General features: G+C 60.6%; 23 protein-coding genes. 13 read left to right on the forward strand and 10 right to left on the reverse strand.

Annotated elements, in window-relative coordinates:
* Positions 1–34: 34 nt before the first annotated feature.
* Positions 35–1,003, forward strand: a complete 969-nt coding sequence (locus HBO24_RS17020) for a L,D-transpeptidase family protein (protein ID WP_057439189.1) — start codon at positions 35–37, stop codon at positions 1,001–1,003.
* 133 nt (positions 1,004–1,136) lie between these two features.
* On the opposite strand, the gene oprI is transcribed toward HBO24_RS17020, so the two are convergent.
* The gene (oprI, locus tag HBO24_RS17025; protein ID WP_003172710.1) at positions 1,137–1,388 is read right to left on the reverse strand and encodes an outer membrane lipoprotei OprI; all 252 of its coding nucleotides are present in this window, start codon (positions 1,386–1,388) and stop codon (positions 1,137–1,139) included.
* A 614-nt stretch (positions 1,389–2,002) separates the two neighbouring features.
* On the opposite strand from oprI, the gene HBO24_RS17030 reads away from it, so the two are divergent.
* Complete coding sequence (locus HBO24_RS17030) at positions 2,003–2,284, forward strand: GNAT family N-acetyltransferase (protein WP_029297992.1); 282 nt, start codon at positions 2,003–2,005, stop codon at positions 2,282–2,284.
* A gap of 56 nt (positions 2,285–2,340) precedes the next feature.
* Here HBO24_RS17030 and HBO24_RS17035 read toward each other — a convergent pair whose 3' ends face one another.
* On the reverse strand, positions 2,341–3,417 hold the full coding sequence (locus HBO24_RS17035) for a 3-deoxy-7-phosphoheptulonate synthase (RefSeq protein WP_029297994.1): 1,077 nt from the start codon (positions 3,415–3,417) through the stop codon (positions 2,341–2,343).
* Between the two features lie 187 nt (positions 3,418–3,604).
* Here HBO24_RS17035 and HBO24_RS17040 point away from each other — a divergent pair, with 187 nt between their 5' ends.
* The 5 genes from HBO24_RS17040 (at position 3,605) to cysB (ending at position 7,477) form a co-directional block, all read left to right on the forward strand.
* Positions 3,605–3,940: a thioredoxin gene (locus tag HBO24_RS17040; protein WP_115127847.1), complete on the forward strand. Its 336-nt coding sequence runs from the start codon at positions 3,605–3,607 to the stop codon at positions 3,938–3,940.
* Positions 3,937–4,899 carry a putative 2-dehydropantoate 2-reductase gene (locus HBO24_RS17045; protein ID WP_057439188.1) on the forward strand — a complete coding sequence of 321 codons (963 nt, stop codon included), beginning with the start codon at positions 3,937–3,939 and terminating at the stop codon, positions 4,897–4,899. Before HBO24_RS17040 ends, HBO24_RS17045 begins: the two co-directional genes overlap by 4 nt.
* A gap of 9 nt (positions 4,900–4,908) precedes the next feature.
* On the forward strand, positions 4,909–5,826 hold the full coding sequence (locus HBO24_RS17050) for a 5'-nucleotidase (RefSeq protein WP_038447487.1): 918 nt from the start codon (positions 4,909–4,911) through the stop codon (positions 5,824–5,826).
* Between the two features lie 70 nt (positions 5,827–5,896).
* Positions 5,897–6,397, forward strand: a complete 501-nt coding sequence (locus tag HBO24_RS17055) for a universal stress protein (RefSeq protein WP_057439186.1) — start codon at positions 5,897–5,899, stop codon at positions 6,395–6,397.
* 105 nt (positions 6,398–6,502) lie between these two features.
* Entirely contained in the window at positions 6,503–7,477 is a 975-nt protein-coding gene (gene cysB, locus HBO24_RS17060; RefSeq protein WP_057439185.1) for an HTH-type transcriptional regulator CysB, read from the forward strand.
* A 5-nt stretch (positions 7,478–7,482) separates the two neighbouring features.
* On the opposite strand, the gene HBO24_RS17065 is transcribed toward cysB, so the two are convergent.
* On the reverse strand, positions 7,483–7,965 hold the full coding sequence (locus HBO24_RS17065) for a GreA/GreB family elongation factor (protein WP_057444675.1): 483 nt from the start codon (positions 7,963–7,965) through the stop codon (positions 7,483–7,485).
* Positions 7,966–7,979: 14 nt separating this feature from the next.
* Entirely contained in the window at positions 7,980–8,348 is a 369-nt protein-coding gene (locus tag HBO24_RS17070) for a hypothetical protein (RefSeq protein WP_057444674.1), read from the reverse strand.
* 132 nt (positions 8,349–8,480) lie between these two features.
* On the opposite strand from HBO24_RS17070, the gene earP reads away from it, so the two are divergent.
* Positions 8,481–9,614: an elongation factor P maturation arginine rhamnosyltransferase EarP gene (earP, locus tag HBO24_RS17075; protein WP_057439184.1), complete on the forward strand. Its 1,134-nt coding sequence runs from the start codon at positions 8,481–8,483 to the stop codon at positions 9,612–9,614.
* A gap of 49 nt (positions 9,615–9,663) precedes the next feature.
* Positions 9,664–10,236 (forward strand): elongation factor P, encoded by a 573-nt coding sequence (locus tag HBO24_RS17080; protein WP_003172723.1) that lies wholly within the window; start codon positions 9,664–9,666, stop codon positions 10,234–10,236.
* A gap of 61 nt (positions 10,237–10,297) precedes the next feature.
* On the opposite strand, the gene HBO24_RS17085 is transcribed toward HBO24_RS17080, so the two are convergent.
* The 3 genes from HBO24_RS17085 to HBO24_RS17095 form a co-directional block, all read right to left on the reverse strand.
* The gene (locus HBO24_RS17085; protein ID WP_057439183.1) at positions 10,298–10,717 is read right to left on the reverse strand and encodes an organic hydroperoxide resistance protein; all 420 of its coding nucleotides are present in this window, start codon (positions 10,715–10,717) and stop codon (positions 10,298–10,300) included.
* A gap of 130 nt (positions 10,718–10,847) precedes the next feature.
* Positions 10,848–11,291: a MarR family transcriptional regulator gene (locus HBO24_RS17090; protein ID WP_170060031.1), complete on the reverse strand. Its 444-nt coding sequence runs from the start codon at positions 11,289–11,291 to the stop codon at positions 10,848–10,850.
* A gap of 77 nt (positions 11,292–11,368) precedes the next feature.
* Entirely contained in the window at positions 11,369–12,319 is a 951-nt protein-coding gene (locus tag HBO24_RS17095; RefSeq protein ID WP_170060032.1) for a LysR family transcriptional regulator, read from the reverse strand.
* A gap of 111 nt (positions 12,320–12,430) precedes the next feature.
* Between HBO24_RS17095 and HBO24_RS17100 the strand changes: the two genes are divergently transcribed.
* Entirely contained in the window at positions 12,431–13,180 is a 750-nt protein-coding gene (locus HBO24_RS17100; RefSeq protein ID WP_057439181.1) for a sulfite exporter TauE/SafE family protein, read from the forward strand.
* On the opposite strand, the gene HBO24_RS17105 is transcribed toward HBO24_RS17100, so the two are convergent.
* Positions 13,170–14,051, reverse strand: coding sequence for a LysR family transcriptional regulator (locus HBO24_RS17105; protein ID WP_115129377.1), 882 nt, complete (start codon positions 14,049–14,051; stop codon positions 13,170–13,172). The genes HBO24_RS17100 and HBO24_RS17105 overlap by 11 nt on opposite strands.
* Positions 14,052–14,121: 70 nt before the next feature.
* On the opposite strand from HBO24_RS17105, the gene HBO24_RS17110 reads away from it, so the two are divergent.
* Positions 14,122–14,328 (forward strand): DUF1127 domain-containing protein, encoded by a 207-nt coding sequence (locus HBO24_RS17110; protein WP_057444696.1) that lies wholly within the window; start codon positions 14,122–14,124, stop codon positions 14,326–14,328.
* A 43-nt stretch (positions 14,329–14,371) separates the two neighbouring features.
* The gene (locus HBO24_RS17115) at positions 14,372–15,604 is read left to right on the forward strand and encodes a winged helix-turn-helix domain-containing protein (protein ID WP_057444671.1); all 1,233 of its coding nucleotides are present in this window, start codon (positions 14,372–14,374) and stop codon (positions 15,602–15,604) included.
* An 88-nt stretch (positions 15,605–15,692) separates the two neighbouring features.
* Here HBO24_RS17115 and HBO24_RS17120 read toward each other — a convergent pair whose 3' ends face one another.
* On the reverse strand, positions 15,693–17,039 hold the full coding sequence (locus HBO24_RS17120; RefSeq protein ID WP_057958936.1) for a 3-deoxy-7-phosphoheptulonate synthase class II: 1,347 nt from the start codon (positions 17,037–17,039) through the stop codon (positions 15,693–15,695).
* 142 nt (positions 17,040–17,181) lie between these two features.
* Here HBO24_RS17120 and HBO24_RS17125 point away from each other — a divergent pair, with 142 nt between their 5' ends.
* Positions 17,182–17,937 carry a spermidine synthase gene (locus tag HBO24_RS17125; protein ID WP_057439179.1) on the forward strand — a complete coding sequence of 252 codons (756 nt, stop codon included), beginning with the start codon at positions 17,182–17,184 and terminating at the stop codon, positions 17,935–17,937.
* A 310-nt stretch (positions 17,938–18,247) separates the two neighbouring features.
* Here HBO24_RS17125 and HBO24_RS17130 read toward each other — a convergent pair whose 3' ends face one another.
* Positions 18,248–19,039: a crotonase/enoyl-CoA hydratase family protein gene (locus HBO24_RS17130; protein WP_057439178.1), complete on the reverse strand. Its 792-nt coding sequence runs from the start codon at positions 19,037–19,039 to the stop codon at positions 18,248–18,250.
* Positions 19,040–19,461: the final 422 nt, after the last annotated feature.

Below are 19,461 nucleotides of genomic sequence, written 5' to 3' on the forward strand. Positions count from 1 at the left end.
ATTTACCCCCGTCGATCTGCGAAGGATTTTCCGGATGTTGTCGCGTCTGCCTGTCGTCACCCGTTGCCTGTCTCTCGCTGCCTTATGTGCAGCCGGTCCTGTTGCGGCTCTGCAACTGCCCCTGCCACCGCCGGGTGAAGACATTGTCGGCGAGGTCCAGGTGATCAAGGCCAAGTACGAAGACACCTTTGCCGACCTGGGCGTGACTTACGACCTGGGCTATTCGGAGATGGTCGCGGCCAACCCCGGCGTGGATGCCTGGCTACCGGGCACCGGCGCGGAGATTGTGCTGCCGACCCGTTTCATCCTGCCGCCGGGGCCCCGCGAAGGCATCGTGATCAACCTCGCCGAGTACCGTCTGTACTACTACCCCAAGGGCCAGGACGTGGTGTACACCTTCCCGCTGGGGATCGGTCGCGAGGGTTGGGGTTCGCCGATTGCCCACACCAGCATCATTGCCAAGACACCCAACCCGACCTGGACTCCTCCTGCGTCGATCAAGGCCGAACACGCAGCAGACGGTGACCCGCTGCCCAACGTGGTGCCGGCAGGTCCGGACAACCCCCTGGGGCCATTCAAGTTTACCCTGGGCACGCCGGGCTACCTGATTCATGGCTCCAACAAGAAGTTCGGTATCGGTACCCGTACCAGTCATGGTTGCTTCCGCATGTTCAACAACAACGTGCTGGAGATGGCCAAGATGGTTCCGGTGGGCACGTCGGTGCGGATCATCAATGACGCCTACAAATTCGGCATCAGCGGCGGCAAGGTCTATCTGGAGGCGCATGCGCCGTTGAACGACGATGGCACGCCGTCGGTGGTCGACAAGCACACGGCAGTCATCAATGCGATGCTCAAGCGCGAAGACCTGGCCAATAACCTGCGGGTCGATTGGGATCAAGTGCGTGATGTGGTGGCGGCCGAAGATGGTTTGCCGGCGCAAATTGGCGAACCGGGCGCGGCGCCGATGGTCAGCAGCATGCCGGTCGATCTGCAGCAGTAACGCCTGTCTCCCATCGAAGCCCGCCACGGATTGCCCCTGGCGGGTTTTTTATTGCCTGGGATCCGTAGCCGAATCCCAGGCAATAAAAAGCCGATCCAAAATGGATCGGCTAGATAACAACCCCGAAGGATTATTACTTGCGGCTAGCTTTTTCAAGCATGCGCAGAGCGCGCTCGTTAGCTTCGTCAGCAGTCTGTTGTGCTTTTTGAGCAGCAGCCAGAGCTTCATCAGCTTTACGGTAGGCTTCGTCTGCACGAGCCTGGGAGCGAGCTGCTGCGTCTTCAGTTGCAGTCAGACGAGCTTCGGTTTCTTTGGAGACGCTGCTGCAACCGGTAGCCAGAACTGCGGCCAGAGCCAGAGCAGAGAATTTCAGAACGTTGTTCATCGTGTTCCCCTTCAAGGACTTTCTAATTAATGGCTAATTTCTCAGAGTGAGCTAATAGCCGGCGTACATACTACCCATTACTTGTAGTAAGTAAACTGACGTAGCGCAAGAAGCAAAAAAAATTCTTGTGCTGAATCTGTTTTGGCTAATCTTTAGAGGGTCTGTATAAAAAATATCCAGTTTTTGACGCTTGGTCAAAGATTGGATCCAGGCTGAAAGCGCCGCCTGGCAAGTGTTAAACGTTGTAAGCCGATGTCAATTTATATATCTGCCCCCATACTATTGTTCAGATTGTCCCGGGGTTGCCGGGCATCTTTCGCGCATGTAGAGGTGACTTTAAAAGCGCGGGTTCGTCTCACGCTTCAACTGCCGGCAATGTTCAGGCTATCGACCACAGGATGTTCGATCAGCCCTTTCTATGTTCGCGAGCCAAATGGATGACGAGTGTCCCTTGAGCAATGACAGGATTGGTGCCTACTATTCCTGCGTGCGGGGCGTGAGTGCTGTAGGGCTTTTCTCGTTGTCGAAACCGGCACGGGGTGGCGTAGATGTTCCTTCGCCGGAAAAACATCGGTAAGGTAGGGGTCAGAAACCAAGACCCGCGAGGAGTAGTGATGAGCGAGGCGTTGTCCATCCACCATGACCAGGCTGGTCATCAGTTCGAGACCAATGTGGACGGTCATCGTGCCTATCTGACCTACATGGACCTGGGGAAGCAGACCCTGGATATTTACCGCACGTTCGTGCCCAATGCCCTGCGTGGGCGCGGCATTGCCGCTGCGCTGACCGAAGAAGCGCTGCAATACGCCGAGAGCATGGGCTACACGGTGATTCCGTCCTGCTCCTACGTCGAGCGCTACATGGAGCGCCACCAGCGCCATGCCGCGAAGCTGTGAAAGCAAACAGGCAGGCATAAAAAAACGCCGGGCTTAGCCCGGCGTTTTTGTGTGCGTCAGGTACGTTTGCGCTTGGGCAATACGTCCTTGAGCTTGGCGTGCATGCTGCGCAGGGTGGTCTCGGTGGCGGACCAGTCGATGCAGGCGTCGGTGATCGACACACCGTATTGCAGGTCGGCCAGATCCTTTGGAATCGCCTGGCAGCCCCAGTTCAGGTGGCTTTCGACCATCAGGCCGATAATCGACTGGTTGCCTTCCAGGATCTGGTTGGCCACGTTCTCCATCACCAGCGGTTGCAGGGCCGGATCCTTGTTGGAGTTGGCGTGACTGCAATCGACCATGATGTTCGGCTTGATCTTCGCCTTGGTCAGTGCCTGTTCGCACAGGGCCACGCTGACCGAATCATAGTTGGGCTTGCCATTGCCGCCACGCAGGACCACGTGGCCATAGGCGTTGCCCTTGGTGGTGACGATGGACACGCCACCTTCCTGGTTGATCCCCAGGAAACGGTGTGGGCTGGAAACCGACTGCAGGGCGTTGATCGCCACGGTCAGGCCGCCATCGGTACCGTTCTTGAAACCCACGGCCGAGGACAGGCCGGAGGCCATTTCGCGGTGGGTTTGCGATTCGGTAGTGCGCGCGCCGATCGCCGACCAACTGATCAGGTCCTGCAGGTATTGCGGGGAAATCGGGTCCAGGGCTTCGGTGGCCGTTGGCAGGCCCATTTCAGCCAGGTCCAGCAGCAGCTTGCGGCCGATATGCAAACCATCCTGGATCTTGAACGAGTCGTCCAGGTACGGATCGTTGATCAGACCTTTCCAGCCCACGGTAGTGCGCGGCTTCTCGAAGTACACGCGCATCACCAGGTACAGGGTGTCGGATACTTCCGCAGCCAGCACTTTGAGGCGTTCGGCGTACTCGTGGGCAGCCTTGAGGTCGTGGATCGAGCAGGGCCCGATCACCACGAACAGGCGGTGGTCAGTGCCGTCGAGGATGTCACGAATGACTTCGCGGCCCTTGGTGACGGTCTGCAATGCAGCGTCGCTCAGAGGGATTTCGCGCTTGAGCTGATCGGGCGTGATCAGGGTCTCGTTGGATTCGACGTTTAGGTCGTTGATCGGTAAATCAGCCATCGTGTTACTCGTCAGGGTCACGGGTGCCGGCCGCCAGCGAACCCCGTGCGGCGGAGCACAGCATGATTTAAATGCAGCGGGGAGCCGAACCTTAGCGCGTACAAGCCGGCTCGACAATGGGCAATTGCGCGCGGTGTCGTGCGGCCTGATAGTGTGTTGCCTGGTTAAAGGGTGTGGTGCAGATCGAGTGAAAGCGTTTGAATTGACGGATTTGGATATCGACCAGCAGTTGCTGGCGTTGCCGGGTGCTTCGCTGCTGGTGTTTACCAGTGTCGGCTGTTCCAGTTGCCGCTGGGCGCGCCAGCAGTTGCCCGGCTGGGAGCTGCCGGTTGCGCGCATCTGCTGGATCGACGCCGGGCACAATGGCGGCGCGGTGCAGCGCTACGGGATCTTTCATTTGCCGGCGCTGTTTGTAGTGTGCGAGGGTCAGTTCCACGGCGCATTGCAGACGGGTCTGAATGCCGGCGACCTACGTGAGGCTATAGAAGAAGCGCTCAAACGAGAACCAGAGGAGTTGCCATGACGAGTGCAGTTGAGCCAGGGCCACGCATTGGGATTATCGGTACCGGTGCCATTGGTGGTTTTTACGGGTTGATGCTGGCGCGCGCCGGTTTCGATGTGCATTTCCTGCTGCGCAGTGAATTTGCGGCGGTCAGTGAGCGTGGCTTGCAGCTCAACAGTGCGGTGCATGGCGCCTTGCGCCTGCACCCGGTCAAGGCCTATGCCAGCGCGGCCGACATGCCGCCTTGCGATTGGCTGCTGGTGGGCACCAAGACCACTGGTAACGTTGAACTGGCGCCCACCATTGCCCAGGTCGCGGCGCCCGATGCCAAGGTTGTATTGCTGCAAAACGGCCTCGCCGTCGAGGACGGCCTGCGCGAGCATCTGCCCGAGTCCCTGCACCTGCTTGGCGGGCTTTGTTATATCTGCGTGCACCGTTCCGGGCCGGGGATCGTCGAGCACCAGGCCATGGGCCGGGTCAGTCTTGGCTATCACAGCGGCACTGCCATCGCTGATGCTGCACGCCGCCAGGCGATTGTCGAAGAGGGCGCCGGGCTGTTCCGCCACGCCGGGATCGACGCCCAGGCCATGCCCGACCTGGATCAGGCACGCTGGCATAAGTTGGTGTGGAATGTGCCGTACAACGGCCTGTCGGTGCTGCTCGGTGCCAATACCTCGCAGTTGATGGCCGACGAATCCAGCCGGGAATTGATCCAGGGCCTGATGGCCGAAGTAGTGCAGGGCGCCCAGGCGTGCGGCCATGAGATCGCGCCCGGCTACCCCGAGCAGATGTTCAGCATGACCGAGCGTTTGACGGATTACTGGCCCAGCATGTATCACGATCATCTGCACCGGCGCCCCCTGGAACTGGCCGCGATCTACGCTCGCCCGCTGGCTGCTGCCAGGGCCGCGGGCTGCGAGTTGCCGCGGATGCAGGCGTTGTACCAGGCCTTGAGTTTTATTGATCGACGCAACGACTGAGGAACACACATGGCCAAAGGGATGAGCGACAAACTGGTGCTGGCGATTTCCTCGCGCGCCCTGTTCGACCTGGGTGAAAGCCATAAGGTTTATCTGGCCCAGGGCGTCGAGGCCTACCGCAAATATCAGATCGACCACGAGGAAGAAATCCTCGAGCCGGGGGATGCCTTCCCCTTGGTCAAGAAACTCCTGACCCTGAATGCCAGCCTCGGCCGCGCACGGGTCGAGGTGGTGCTGGTGTCGCGCAACAGCGCCGACACCGGGTTGCGTGTGTTCAATTCGATCCAGCATTACGGCCTGGATATTTCCCGCGCCGCCTTTGTCGGTGGGCGTAACCCCCACCCTTATCTGGCGGCGTTTGGCAGCCACCTGTTCCTCTCGACCCACGCCGAAGATGTGCGCAGCGCGCTGGATGCCGGTTTTGCGGCGGCGACCATTTTGTCCGGCGGCGCCCGTCGGGCTTCCAGCGCTGAGTTGCGGATTGCCTTCGACGGTGACGCGGTGCTGTTTTCCGACGAGTCAGAGCGCGTCTACCAAAGCGGCGGCCTGGAAGCGTTCCAGGCCAGCGAGCGGCAAGCGGCCCGCGAGCCGTTGCGCGGTGGGCCATTCAAGGGCTTCCTGGCGGCCCTCAATCTGCTGCAGCGCGAGTTCCCCGATGAGTCTTGCCCGATCCGCACCGCGCTGGTGACGGCGCGTTCGGCACCGTCCCATGAGCGAGTGATCCGCACCTTGCGTGAGTGGGATATCCGCCTGGACGAGTCGCTGTTTCTCGGCGGCCTGGAAAAATCGGCGTTCCTTGAAGCGTTTGCCGCCGACGTGTTTTTTGACGACCAGGCCGGCCATTGCGAGAAAGCCAGGGAGGTGGTGGCCACCGGGCATGTGCCCCATGGCGTGAGCAATGAGCCGAAAGTCCAGGTCGAGAGCTAAGTTCATCGCAGTCGCGGAGGCGCTGCTAAGCTGAAACAATCCCCGCCATCCTGGCAGTCCAGGAGGTTCTATGATTCGGTCGATGTTGTATGCCTCAGACCTGGGTGTATATGCGCCTTACGTGATGCAACATGCGCTGGCGATGGCGCGCACATTCAAGGCGGAGCTGTATGTGATTCATGTGGTGGAGCCGATCGGGCTGTTCGCAGAATCGGTGCTGCAAACCTATCTTGATGAACAGGCCCTGAGCGAATGGCAGAGCCAGGGCCTCAATACAGTGATGGCAAACATCGAACAGCGGGTGCTGGACAGTTTTCGTGAAGAGTTGCAGGACGGTGAGCAGGACTTGCAGGCGATTCGTTCGGTGCGGGTGATCCAGGGGGATCCCGCCCAAGTGATTCTCGACCAGGCGCAGAAACTCTCGGTGGATTTGTTGATCGTAGGGAGTCATAGCCAGGGCGAAGGAGCCTCGACCCCGTTGGGGCGTACGGCGGCGCGGGTGTTGCAGTTGTCCCAGGTGCCGGTCTATCTGGTGCCTTTGCTGCAACGTCGACGCAGTGATGATGTGTGATGGGGCTTATACGATAAAAAAGTTCTAGATTTATCAATCCAACCTTTAATATAGTTATATACCGTCGCTGATATCCGTGGCGTCTATCTGCTTTGAGGGACACATATGAAGCTTCAACAACTGCGCTACATCTGGGAAGTGGCGCACCACGACCTCAACGTTTCCGCCACGGCTCAAAGCCTCTACACCTCACAACCGGGTATCAGTAAGCAAATCCGCCTGCTTGAAGACGAATTGGGCGTCGAAGTGTTCGCCCGCAGCGGCAAGCACCTGACTCGCGTCACGCCTGCCGGTGAGCGCATCATTACCACTGCCGGCGAAATCCTGCGCAAGGTAGAAAGCATCAAGCAGATCGCCCAGGAATTCTCCAACGAGAAAAAAGGCACCCTGTCGATCGCCACCACCCACACCCAGGCCCGTTATGCGCTGCCGCCGGTGATCAGCTCGTTCATCAAGCAGTACCCGGACGTGGCCTTGCACATGCACCAGGGTTCGCCGATGCAGATCGCTGAAATGGCGGCTGACGGCACCGTCGACTTCGCCATCGCCACCGAAGCCCTGGAGCTGTTCGGCGACCTGGTGATGATGCCGTGCTATCGCTGGAACCGCTGCGTCGTGGTACCCCAGGGCCACCCGCTGGCCAAACTGCCGAAGCTGACCCTGGAAGCGCTGGCGGAATACCCGATTGTCACTTACGTGTTCGGGTTCACCGGCCGCTCCAAGCTCGACGAAGCCTTCAGCCATCGCGGCCTCACGCCCAAAGTGGTGTTTACCGCAGCTGACGCCGACGTGATCAAGACTTACGTGCGCCTGGGCCTGGGCGTCGGTATCGTGGCCAAGATGGCCGTCGATGCCAAGCTCGACAGCGATCTGGTGGTACTGGATGCCAGCGAGTTGTTCGAGTCCAGCGTGACCAAGATCGGCTTCCGTCGTGGCACGTTCCTGCGTGGCTTCATGTGCGATTTCATCGAGAAGTTCGCCCCGCACCTGACCCGTGAAATCATGGCCAAGGCGATCCAGTGCCACAACAAGCAGGAACTGGAAGAGCTGTTCGACGGCGTTGAACTGCCGGTTCACTGATCGGCCTAGCGGGCCTCGGTCACCACGAATTGTTGCCGGGCGCCCGCCACCGTAATCTCCACCTCATCTCCCTCGAACTTGCCCAGCAGGCTTTTGCCCAGCGGCGAGCGGGGGGTGATGACGGTCACCAACTGCCCCACCACATAGACTTTCAGGCCTGCCGCGTCCGGCGCCAGGAACAGCCATTGCTGGCGGCCGTCATCATCTTCCAGGCCGAGCAGGGCGCCCACCTCGATACCCCGTTGTTCATCGTAGGGGCGCAGGTTGAGGTTCTGGCACAGCGCCAGTGATTGCTTGATCTCCTCGACGCGTTTGGCTTGCCCGGCAGCCAGGTAAGACGCTTCCAGGCCCAGGGTGTCGTACTTGTTCTCGGCGATGTTTTCTTCGTGGGTTGCGGTTTCGTAGGCAGTTTGCGCGGCGCGTTGTGCCACATCCAGATCGGCGACGAGTTTTTCCAGGATCAACTGGAGGACGGCGTGTTTATTCATGGGCGGTTTTCGGCTCAATCACAAAATTGCAGGACGTTGGCCCGGCTCTTGTCGCTGGGGGCGTTCTGGTCCTGCTGGAGCCAGAACTGGCATTTGGGGTTGGACAGGTTGCGCGGGTTGTCCCGGGCCTGATCCAGCGCCTGCTGCTGTTCCTGCTTGTGCAGGTTTTGTTGGTATTGCTCAAACATACGGTTCGGTGGCTCGGGCGTCACGGCAGGCGGTTTGCCCAGTTGCTGCACGGCCTGGGTGACGGCGGCCACGGGTTGTTCAAGCAGGTAGCGCGAGGCCAGCCAGCCGGTCAGGGCGATGGCGACAAAGCCCAGCCACAGGCCCAGGGCCACGGCAATACTGAGTTTGAACATCGACAACGGGCGATCGGACATGGTGGCCTCCTGGCGGGCGTTTGCGGCGAGCTGGGGATTGTCGCATAGCCGGCGTGCAGAATAATCGCGATCAACCCTTCTGCATGGCGGCAATTATGCGGACAATCGAGCCTTTGACTGATGGAGCCCGGAATGAAAGCCCGCTGGGATATTTTTTGCAGCGTCGTCGATAACTACGGCGACATCGGCGTGACCTGGCGCCTGGCCCGGCAATTGGTGGCGGAACAGGGCTGTGCGGTGCGGTTGTGGGTCGATGACCTGCGGGCGTTCGAGCGCATGTGCCCTGAGGTTGATGTGCAGGCGGCGCAGCAGTGGCAGGAGGGCGTGGACGTGCGCCACTGGCCGGCGCACTGGCCCACCACACCGGCGGCGGACGTGGTGATCGCCGCCTTTGCCTGCCAGTTGCCCCCGGACTATATGGAAGCCATGGCCGCTCGCGAGCGCACGCCGCTGTGGATGAACCTGGATTACCTGAGCGCCGAGGAGTGGGTGGTCGGCTGCCATGGCTTGCCGTCGGTCAAGTTCAAGGGCGTGCAAAAGTACTTCTTCTTTCCGGGATTCCGTCCCGGCACCGGGGGCTTGCTGCGTGAGGCCGGGTTGATCGAGCAGCGTCAGGCGTTTCAGCGTGATTCCCAGGCTCAGCAACAATTCCTACAGGACTTGGGCGTTGTTCCTGTGGCGGGCGCACGATTGATCTCGCTGTTTGCCTACGAAAATGCCGGCCTGGCCAGTTGGCTGGAGGTGTTGGCGGCCGACGGGCAGCCCACCCATCTGCTGGTGCCGGAAGGGCGCATCCTTGGTGATGTGCAGCGCTGGCTGGGCGTCGAGGCGCTGGGCGTGGGGCAGGTACACCTGCGTGGCGCGCTGACGGTGCAGGTGCTGCCGTTCGTGCGCCAGGAGCAGTACGACCGCCTTTTGTGGTGCTGCGACTTCAATGCGGTGCGCGGCGAGGATTCCTTCGTCCGTGCGCAATGGGCCGGGCGCCCGCTGTTGTGGCATATCTACCGTCAGGATGAAGACATTCACCTGGACAAGCTCGATGCATTCCTTGAACGCTACACCGAGGGCCTGTCACCCGCAGCCAAAGGTGCACTGATTGCCCTTTGGCAAGCCTGGAACACGGACGCTGACATGGCCGCCAACTGGAAAATGCTCCTTGAGCATTGGCCTGAGGTGACCGCACATGCCGAAAAATGGTGTCTGGAACAGGCCTTGCAGGCCGATCTTGCGACGGCGCTGGTACACTTTTATGAAAATTGGATATGATACGCGACCTTGATTTTTGTAAATCCCATCCAAATTTCGGATATTCGTAATGAAAACTGGTAAAGAACTGAAACCCGGTACAGTGATCCGTCTCGAAAACGACCCTTGGCTGGTTCAGAAAGCTGAGTTCACCAAGTCTGGTCGTAACAGCGCAATCATGAAGACCAAGCTGAAGAACCTGCTGACCGGTTACAAGACCGAGATCGTCTACAGCGCCGATGACAAACTGGATGATGTGATCCTCGACCGCAAAGAAGCGACCCTGTCGTTCATCAGCGGCGACACCTACACGTTCATGGACACTACCGACTACACCATGTACGAGCTGAACGCTGAAGATATCGAAGCTGTTCTGCCGTTCATCGAAGAAGGCATGGAAGACGTCTGCGAAGCCATTTTCTTCGAAGAGCGCCTGGTTTCCGTAGAGCTGCCGACCACCATCGTGCGTAAGGTTGCCTACACCGAAGGTTCCGCTCGCGGCGACACTTCGGGCAAAGTGATGAAGCCTGCCAAGCTGTCTAACGGTACCGAACTGCAAGTTGCTGATTTCATCGAAATCGACGACCTGATCGAAATCGACACCCGTGAAGGTGGTTCGTACAAAGGTCGCGCCAAGAAGTAATTCTGGTGTTACCAATAAAAAACCCGACCAAGAGTCGGGTTTTTTTATGCCTGTTTACCTGTCACACCGTGACATGCAAGCGCACATCCACATTGCCACGGGTAGCGTTGGAGTACGGGCAGACTTGATGTGCAGCGTCTACCAGGCTCTGTGCTTCATCTTGCGCCAGGCCGGGCAGGGATATGTGAAGGTCGATGTCCAGGCCAAAACCACCGGGAATCTGGCCGATGCCGACGTGGGCGGTGATCGAAGCATCATCGGGGATTTTGCGTTTGCTCTGGCTGGCGACGAATTTCAGGGCGCCGATAAAGCAGGCCGAGTAGCCAGCAGCGAACAGTTGTTCCGGGTTGGTGGCCTGGCCGCCCGCGCCGCCCAGCTCTTTAGGGGTAGAGAGCTTGACATCGAGGATGCTGTCGCTGGAAACGGCACGACCATCTCGGCCGCCGGTGGCGGTGGCTACTGCGGTATAGAGGGTTTGCATCAGGGATTCCTCGCTGGTGTTTGCGCTAAAGGTTTGCGCGCAAAGTAAGTGGCGAGATGAATGTATCGCGCAAATGTTTAGCGCGCAATATAAATTTTGAAGTGATCGTCATCACCTTTGGGGGGGGCGGCTAGACGCTGGCCTGTAGATTCCTGCGCAGCTCCAGCAAGTCGGCTTGCAGCTTCTGCAGTTGCTCCATCTGCAGGCCGCTGGCGCCAAGGATGCAGGGGGGAACATCCATGGCCTTGTCCCGCAGTGCTCGGCCAGCCTCGGTCAACTCCACCACAACCACACGCTCATCGGCGCGGCTGCGGGTGCGGCTTAACAGGCCTTCGGCTTCCAGGCGCTTGAGCAGTGGGGTCAGTGAGCCCGGATCGGTGAGCAGGCGATTGCTGATTTCACCCACGGTCAAACCATCTTGTTCCCACAACACCATCATGGCCAAGTACTGCGGGTAGGTCAGGCCAAGGGCCTGCAGCAGGGGTTTGTAGACCTTGGTCATCAACAACGAGGTGGAGTGCAGGGCGAAGCACAGTTGGTTGTCGAGGAGCAGGGCGTCGCAAGCGTGGGTCATGGCAGTGCCTTAAAGCGTATTTGATCTGGAATCTAGCGGCCAAACCTTTAACGCGCCAGACAATTCTGCAGGCGCAGTCAGCCCCAGCCGCTCTGCAACGCCAGATCCCACGGCGGGACGGGGCTGAAACGGCTCTTGAGGTACTCCAGCAGCAGACGGCTGCGAGCATTGGCTTGCTGTTCCAGGCGCAGGGCGTAGATGCCGGCGGTTTCTGCGGTCGGCAGGCCGTTTTCGCAGAATAACGGCACCAGTTCGCCGCGCACCAGGTACTCACTGGTCAGCCAGGTGGGCAGGTGAGCGATGCCCAGTCCGGCCAGAGCGCCCGATAGCAGGGCTTCGGCATTGTTGGCGCTCATGCGGATGCGCTGTGGGCGGTAGGTGTTCTTGCGACCATCCAGTTCAAAACGCCAGGCGAACATCGGCGCCAGACCTTCCCAGTCCAGGCCGTCGTGTTCGTTGAGTTGGCTGGGATGGGTCGGCATGCCACGGTTTTTCAGGTAGGCCGGGCTGGCGCAGGCGATTCGCACGATGCTGGCCAAAGGCGTGGCGATCAGCCGTGTGTCGACGATATGTCCGGCCCGCAGCACCAGGTCGACCTTGCCCAGGTGCTCGCCCTGCATGTCGACAAAACTGTCGATCAGATGCAGGTGCACGTCTAGGCCCGGATAGACCGTCAGAAAGTCCGCGATTGCCGGTGCCAGGTGTCGCCGGCCAAAGGCGGCGGGCGCGTCCACGCGGATCAGGCCCTCGGGCGCATGGCTGAGTGATACCGCCTCGGCTCGCGCCAGTTGCAACTCCCGGACAATCCGCCGCGCCCGCTCGGCAAATGCCAGGCCGGCAGGGGTAGGCAGCACCGCATGGGTACTGCGCAGGAACAGCTGGCTGCCCAGGGCGCTTTCCAGGCTGTCGATCCGCCGGGCCACGGCCGAGGGCGTCAGCGGATGGCGCCGCGCCGCTGCGGAAAAGCTTCCGGTCTCCAGCACGTCGAGGAACAGGCCCAGTTGATCGGTCAAGGTCGTAGGGTTCATGGGGGGATTCGCTTGTGCGGATTTGGCATAGCCATTGTGCGTTGCTGTGCGTTTCCATGCCAGAGTGGACTGCGTAGCATGCAGGGCTTGAGACGGTGCAGGGGTACGGTTGTGGTGGATATGGCGATGTATGTGGTGCTGGGCATAGCCCTGGGTACCGTCGGCGGGCTGTTTGGCATTGGTGGCGGGCTGATCGCGATTCCGGTGCTGGGCGTCTTGTTTGGCCTGGATCAGCAAATCGCCCAAGGCACTGCGCTGGTGATGGTCGTGCCCAATGTGATGTTGGCGCTGTGGCGTTATCACCAGCGCAACCGCATTGAGCTGCGCCATGCCTTGCCGCTTGGCATCACGGGGTTTTGCTTTGCCTGGCTGGGTTCGATCTGGGCGGTAGGCATTGATGCGGGCGTGATGCGCATTGGTTTTATCGCATTTTTGGTGGCCCTGTCGGCGTACAACCTGGTGCGCATGGTCACCAGCAATGCGCCACCTTCGGCGCAGATGCGCTATTCCTGGCCGTGGCTGGGGGTATTGGGCGCGGCGTCGGGATCCATGGGGGGCCTGTTTGGTGTTGGCGGCGCGGTGGTTGCCACACCGGTGTTGACCAGCGTGTTCGGCACCACCCAGGTGGTTGCACAGGGCCTGTCCCTGGCACTGGCCTTGCCCAGCACCGGCGTCACCCTGGTGACTTATGCCTGGCACCAGGAAGTGGATTGGCTGATCGGCGTGCCCTTGGCGGTCGGCGGGCTGCTGAGTATCAGTTGGGGGGTGAAAATCGCCCACGCGTTGCCGGAGCGTCTGCTGCGCGGTTTGTTCTGCGGCTTCCTGGTGGTATGCGCGGTGATGTTGACCTTTAAAGTCTGAAGCCTTCGAGGATGTATTCGGCCAGGCACTCGGTGATGGGCGAGGTCATGTTCGGGTTGCGCAGCAGGCGCAAGTTGACCGTGTGCAGTGGGCCGAAACCTTCGTCACTGCCGAGTATCCGCAGATCGTCGGGGACCAGGCTTTCCATCATCACCGTCACCGCCAGCCCCGCACCCACCACGGCCTGGATCGCCGCACCGTTGGAGCTGTGGTAGGCCAGGCGATACTCGCGCCCCACGGCCTCCAGCGAGGCGCGCGCCCATTGCGTGCAAAAGCTGTCCAGGCCGGCGATCGCCAGGGGCAGGGTCTCGTGTTCATCCACGCAGAAGCACGGTGACGCCACCCAGACCATGCGCTCGTTGCGCAGCTGTTCGCCGATTTCATTCCCCGGTTCACGGCTGACCACGGTCAACGCCAGGTCGCGTCGCTGCATCAACACTGGCGTGCCTTCGCAGTGCATCTCAATCTGGATCAGCGGGTAGGCCTTGGAAAAGCGCTTGAGGATACCGGGCAGGTAGCGCATCACGTAGTCGTCCGGGGTGCCGATGCGCACCAGCCCGACCATATGCGGCTCGCGCAAGGTATTGAACACCTCGCTGTGCAGCTTCAGGATGCGCCGCGCATACCCCAGCAACACCTGCCCCTCGGGCGTAAGCCTGACCTGCCGGCCATCACGCTCGAACAACTTGCGCTGCAACACGTCCTCCTCCAGCCGCTTCATTTGCATACTGACCGCCGATTGGGTGCGGTTGACCTTCTCGCCCGCGCGGGTGAAACCACCCTGGTCGGCGATGGCGACGAAGGTGCGTAGCACGTCGGTATCAATGCTCGGGTAGTTGTTCAATTGATCAATCTCTGAGATGTATTGCATAAAAAACATTCGTTGGATTGATCATAGCCCCAGGCCCAGACTTTAGTCATCCCCACTGGAGGGCGAGATGATGAAGGGTCAAAGAGGTTATGTGTTGTTGGTGAAACGCCCGTTGGCCGGGGTGTTTCAAAGGGTTTGCCGTTGGTACGCCGTGCAGCGCGAGCGTCAGGTCCTGGCAGAAATGAGTGATGACTCACTCAAGGATATTGGCTTGACCCGGGCGGATGTCGAGCATGAACGCCACCGGTCTGTGTGGAATGACCCGTTGGGTAAATGACGGCCACCGCGCTACAGTCTGCGGGCGTAATCAGGAGATGCACATGCCCGCAGAACTGCGCTTTTCCCTCAAGCAAGCACGCCGCCTGGCACTGGCGGCCCAAGGCTTTTCCGGGCGCCAGCCGCCCGCACAGATCAAGGCAGCCCAGGTCAATCGTCTGATCGAGCGCCTGGGTGTGTTGCAGATCGATTCGGTCAATGCCGTGGTGCGCTCCCACTACCTGCCGCTGTTTTCCCGCCTGGGTCATTACTCGCCGTTGCTGCTGGAACAGGCGGCCTGGAGCCAGGGGCGCAAGCGTACGCTGTTCGAGTATTGGGGGCATGAGGCCTCGCTGCTGCCGATGGCGCTGTATCCGCTGATGCGCTGGCGCATGCAGCGGGCGTCCGAGGGGCAGGGGATCTATCAGCAGATGGCGCGTTTTGGGCGCGAGCAACAGGCAACCATCCGCCGCGTGCTGGCCATCGTCGAACAGCAGGGTGCGTTGGGGGCGGGCAGCCTGTCGACCCGTGAAGAGCGCGCCGGGCCGTGGTGGGACTGGAGTGATGAAAAGCAGGCCCTGGAATGGCTGTTTGCCGCAGGGCTGGTGACGGTGGCCGGGCGCCGTGGTTTCGAGCGGCTGTACGACCTGCCGGAGCGGGTTATCCCGGCAGCTATCCTGCAACAGGCACCCTTGAGCGAGCACAGTGCCCAGCGTGGCCTGTTGCTGCATGCCGCGACGGCGCTGGGTATCGCCACGGAAAAGGACCTGCGCGATTATTTTCGCCTGACCCCGGCAGAGAGTCGTGGGCGCCTCGCCGAGTTGGTCGAGGATGGGCAATTGCAGGTCTGCCAGGTCCAGGGTTGGAAACAGCCGGCGTATTGCCTGCCCGAGCCAACGGTCCCGCGCAAGGTGACAGCCAGTGCCTTGCTGTCGCCCTTCGATTCATTGATCTGGGAGCGTAGCCGTACCGAGCGCCTGTTCGACTTTCGCTATCGGCTGGAGATCTACACCCCGCAGGACAAGCGGGTGTACGGCTATTACGTGCTGCCGTTCCTGCACAACGAACGCATCGCCGCACGGGTGGACCTGCGCGCCGAGCGTGCCAATGCGCGGTTGGCAGTGCATGCCGTGCATGAGGAAGAGCCAGGGTTGGATGAGACGGGGATGTTGGCGCTGGCGTTGAGCCTGCGGCAGATGGCGGATTGGCTGGGGTTGGAGCAGGTGCAGATCAATTGTCAGCGACACAGCGCAGCCCGGTTGCGGGTGGCAATGCTGGCAATGGAGGCTGGCAGATAGGACGCTATCGCGGGCGAGCCCGGCTCCCACATTGACCGTGGTGGGAGCCCGGCGTGCTCGCGATAGCGTTGGTTCAGGCCACACCTGCCTAGCGTTTGACCTGCTTCAACGTCTCGGCAATCAGGAACGCCAGCTCCAGCGACTGATCGGCATTCATCCGCGGGTCGCAATGGGTGTGGTACCGGTCCGACAAGCCATCCTCGGTAATCGGCCGCGCACCGCCGATGCACTCGGTGACATTCTGCCCGGTCATTTCAATATGAATCCCGCCAGCATAAGTGCCTTCGGCTTCATGGACCTGGAAGAATTCCTTCACTTCACTGAGGATCTGCGCGAAGTCCCGGGTCTTGTAGCCGCTGCTGGCCTTGATGGTGTTGCCATGCATCGGGTCGCTGCTCCACAACACCTGCTTGCCTTCGCGCTGCACGGCGCGGATCAGGTTGGGCAGGTGGTCGCCGACCTTGTTGGCGCCCATGCGTGCGATCAGGTTCAGGCGGCCGGGGTCGTTGTCCGGGTTGAGAATGTCGATCAGGCGAAGCAGATCCTCGGGGTTCATGCTCGGGCCGACCTTGACCCCGATCGGGTTGTTCACCCCGCGCAGGAACTCGACGTGGGCACCATCGAGCTGGCGTGTACGGTCGCCGATCCACAGCATATGGGCCGAACAGTCGTAGTAGTCGTTGGTCAGGCTGTCACGACGCACAAAGGCTTGCTCGTAGTTGAGCAGCAGCGCTTCGTGGGCGGTGAAGAAACTGGTCTCGCGCAGTTGTGGCGAGCTGTCCATGCCGCAGGCGCGCATGAAGGCCAGGGTTTCGTCGATGCGGTTTGCCAGTTGGCTGTACTTGTCGGCCAGCGCAGAGTTGGCGATAAAGTCCAGGTTCCACTTGTGCACCTGGTGCAGGTCGGCAAAACCGCCCTGGGCGAAGGCTCGCAGCAGGTTCAGGGTCGCGGTGGACTGGTGGTAGGACTGCAACAGGCGGTCCGGATCCGGGACGCGGCTTTTCTCGTCGAAGCCAATACCGTTGACGATATCGCCACGGTAGGCGGGCAGGGTGATGCCGTCGATGGTTTCATCGTTGGCCGAGCGCGGCTTGGCGAACTGGCCGGCCATGCGCCCGACCTTGACCACCGGGCAGCCGGCGGCGAAGGTCATGACAATGGCCATCTGCAGCAGCACTTTGAAGGTGTCGCGGATTTTTGCAGCGGAGAACTCGGCAAAGCTCTCGGCGCAGTCGCCACCTTGCAGCAGGAATGCGCGACCCTGGGTCACTTCGGCAAACTGGCGGCGCAACTCCCGGGCTTCACCGGCGAACACCAGCGGCGGGTAACTGGCCAGGCTCTGCTCGACCTGCAGCAAGTGCGCGGCGTCAGGGTAGTGGGGTTGTTGCTGGATCGGCAGGGCGCGCCAGCTGTCGGGGCTCCAGGGTTGGCTCATCGTGAACTCGAATGAATGTCGGGAACGTGCATGTTATCAGCAATTAGTGCGTGACCTGCTGGCGCCGCTTGGCCGACAATCGCGCCTTTCCCGCTTGCTACCAGGCGGCTTGAACCCGTGCCCGGGCCTATTAGGAGATGAAATGACTGAGGAGCGCGTCGAGCGCCTGTTGGCTGAGGTCCATGATGACTTCGGCATGATCCGTGTGCTGGAAGTGGCCGATTACCGCTTTCTCGAGTTTGGCGATGCCATCGAGCAGAGCTGTGTGTTCACTGCCGATCCAAGCTGGCTGGAGTATGACTACACCCGTGCCATGTTGATTGGCGCCTTGTGCCACGAGCATCCCGAAAGTGCGCTGTTCCTTGGCCTGGGGGCGGGGACGCTGACCCAGGCCTGCCTCAAGTTCCTGCCCCTGGAAGATGTCGAAGCCATTGAACTGCGCCCGGATGTACCGCGCCTGGCCATCGAATACCTGGGGCTGGATGATGATCCGCGGCTGTACATCCGCGTGGGCGATGCGCTGGAGTTGCTGGAGACGGCGGAGCCGGCGGACCTGATTTTCGTCGACTTGTATACCGATGTGGGGCCGGGGGTTGGCCACCTGGCCTGGACCTTCCTGGAGAACTGCCAGAAGAAGCTCAACCCTGGTGGTTGGCTGGTGATCAATCAATGGGCCACCGATGATGGCAAGCCCCTGGGCGCTGCGTTGTTGCGTGGGCTTTATCATCGGCATTACTGGGAGCTGCCGGTGAAGGAGGGCAATGTGATCCTGATCGTGCCGGCGGACCTGGACCAGACGCTGGACCTGGCGGCGGTGTCTGCGCGGGCCGAGGCGCTGGCGCCGCGCCTGGGGTATTCGTTGCAGGCCTTGATCAAGGCGGTTCGTCCGGCGACTTAGTTGCCTGGACTGGCCGCATTGCGGCCCAGGTCTCTGCACATCTCTTTAGTGATTCTCAGGTTTGTGTACATATCTGTTGCTGCGCTCATGCCGAGCCTAGGCGAGGCACCGAGTGGTGGCAAAAGCGCTTTGGTTATTTTCGCGCTTTTCGAAAGTGAGCCGCCGTTACCGCAGCAATGGCTATGTACACATACCGAGAAAAGAGTTGTGTAGAGACCTATGCTCATCGCGGGCAAGCCCACAGGTGTACGCGGTCAAATGGGACGGTGCGCCGATTCGACTTACTCACGATGAGGCCATCACTGCCTGCTCACAACCCCTTGAATACCCCCGGCCGCTTCTCCAGCATCGCCCGCACCCCTTCCTTGGCATCCTCGCTGTTAAGCAGTTTTTCGACCAGCACCGGCAACCCGGCCGCCGCAGCGGTCTCGCCTTCATCCCGCGCCTGGCGCGCCGATGTTAACGTCGCCTGCACGCCCAGCGGTGCCTGGCTGGCAATCCGGTTGGCCAGGGTCAGTGCTCGAGGCAGCAGGTCCTCGCTGGCCATGACCTCTTGCACCAGTCCCAGTCTTAAAGCTTCATGGGCATCGAACTCATCGCCCGTCAGCAGCCAGCGCATGGCGTTGCCCCAGCCGGCGATCTGGTGCAGGCGCAGGGTGGCACCACCAAAAGGAAAGATCCCGCGCTGCACTTCCATCTGCGCAAAGCGCGTATTGCTGGCACACAGGTTGATATCTGCCGCGAGCATCAATTCGATACCGATGGTCAGGCAATAGCCCTGGGCGGCAACGATCACCGGCTTGCTGACCCTGGGCCCGGCGAACACGCCCCACGGGTCGCAACCGCCCAGCGGCGGCTGCCAGCCTTGGGCCATGGTGTGGGCGACGTTGATCAGGTCCAGTCCGGCGGTGAAATGCTCGCCATGCCCGAACACCACGGCCACCCGCGCTTCTTCATTACGATCGAATTCGCCATAGGCCAGGCTCAGTTCGTTGAGCAGATCGAGGTCAAAGGCGTTGCGCTTGGCTACCCGATCGAGCCCCAGCAGCAGGACATGCCCTTGTAGTTCACGGCTGACGCGGCTGCTACTGGCTTGACTCATGGGGGCATCCTCGGGCGCGAAAGGCAGTTTCGGACCGAAGGGCCCACTGCAAAAGGTGAAGCGTTTAAGCGCAATGACCAACGGGGCCGGGCCTTTGAAAAATAGACGTTCCTGCGAAGATGCGCAAAGCCAGTGACACAGAGCAGTGGAATGGCCTTTTCCGATAAAAAAAGCTCCCTTTTTCAGGGATTTCCGGTATAGTGCGCGCCGGCCTTTAACCGGGCCGCGTTTAGGTAGCGCAATTCCCCGAAGTCAGCTTCGGCTGCACGTCCGCACAGCGGACTCTCCCTTGACGAATCTTTTTCATTCATTCGTTTTCGCAAATCCCCGCCGACAAAGCAGCCAGGGCGACTCTTGAGTCTCAACACGGCATGCGCAGCTTTGGAGCATGGGTCTTTGCGGATGCACTTAGAGGCAGACCC

The sequence above is a fragment of the Pseudomonas sp. WS 5410 genome (assembly GCF_012985645.1).
Classification (GTDB): Bacteria; Pseudomonadota; Gammaproteobacteria; order Pseudomonadales; family Pseudomonadaceae; genus Aquipseudomonas; species Aquipseudomonas shahriarae.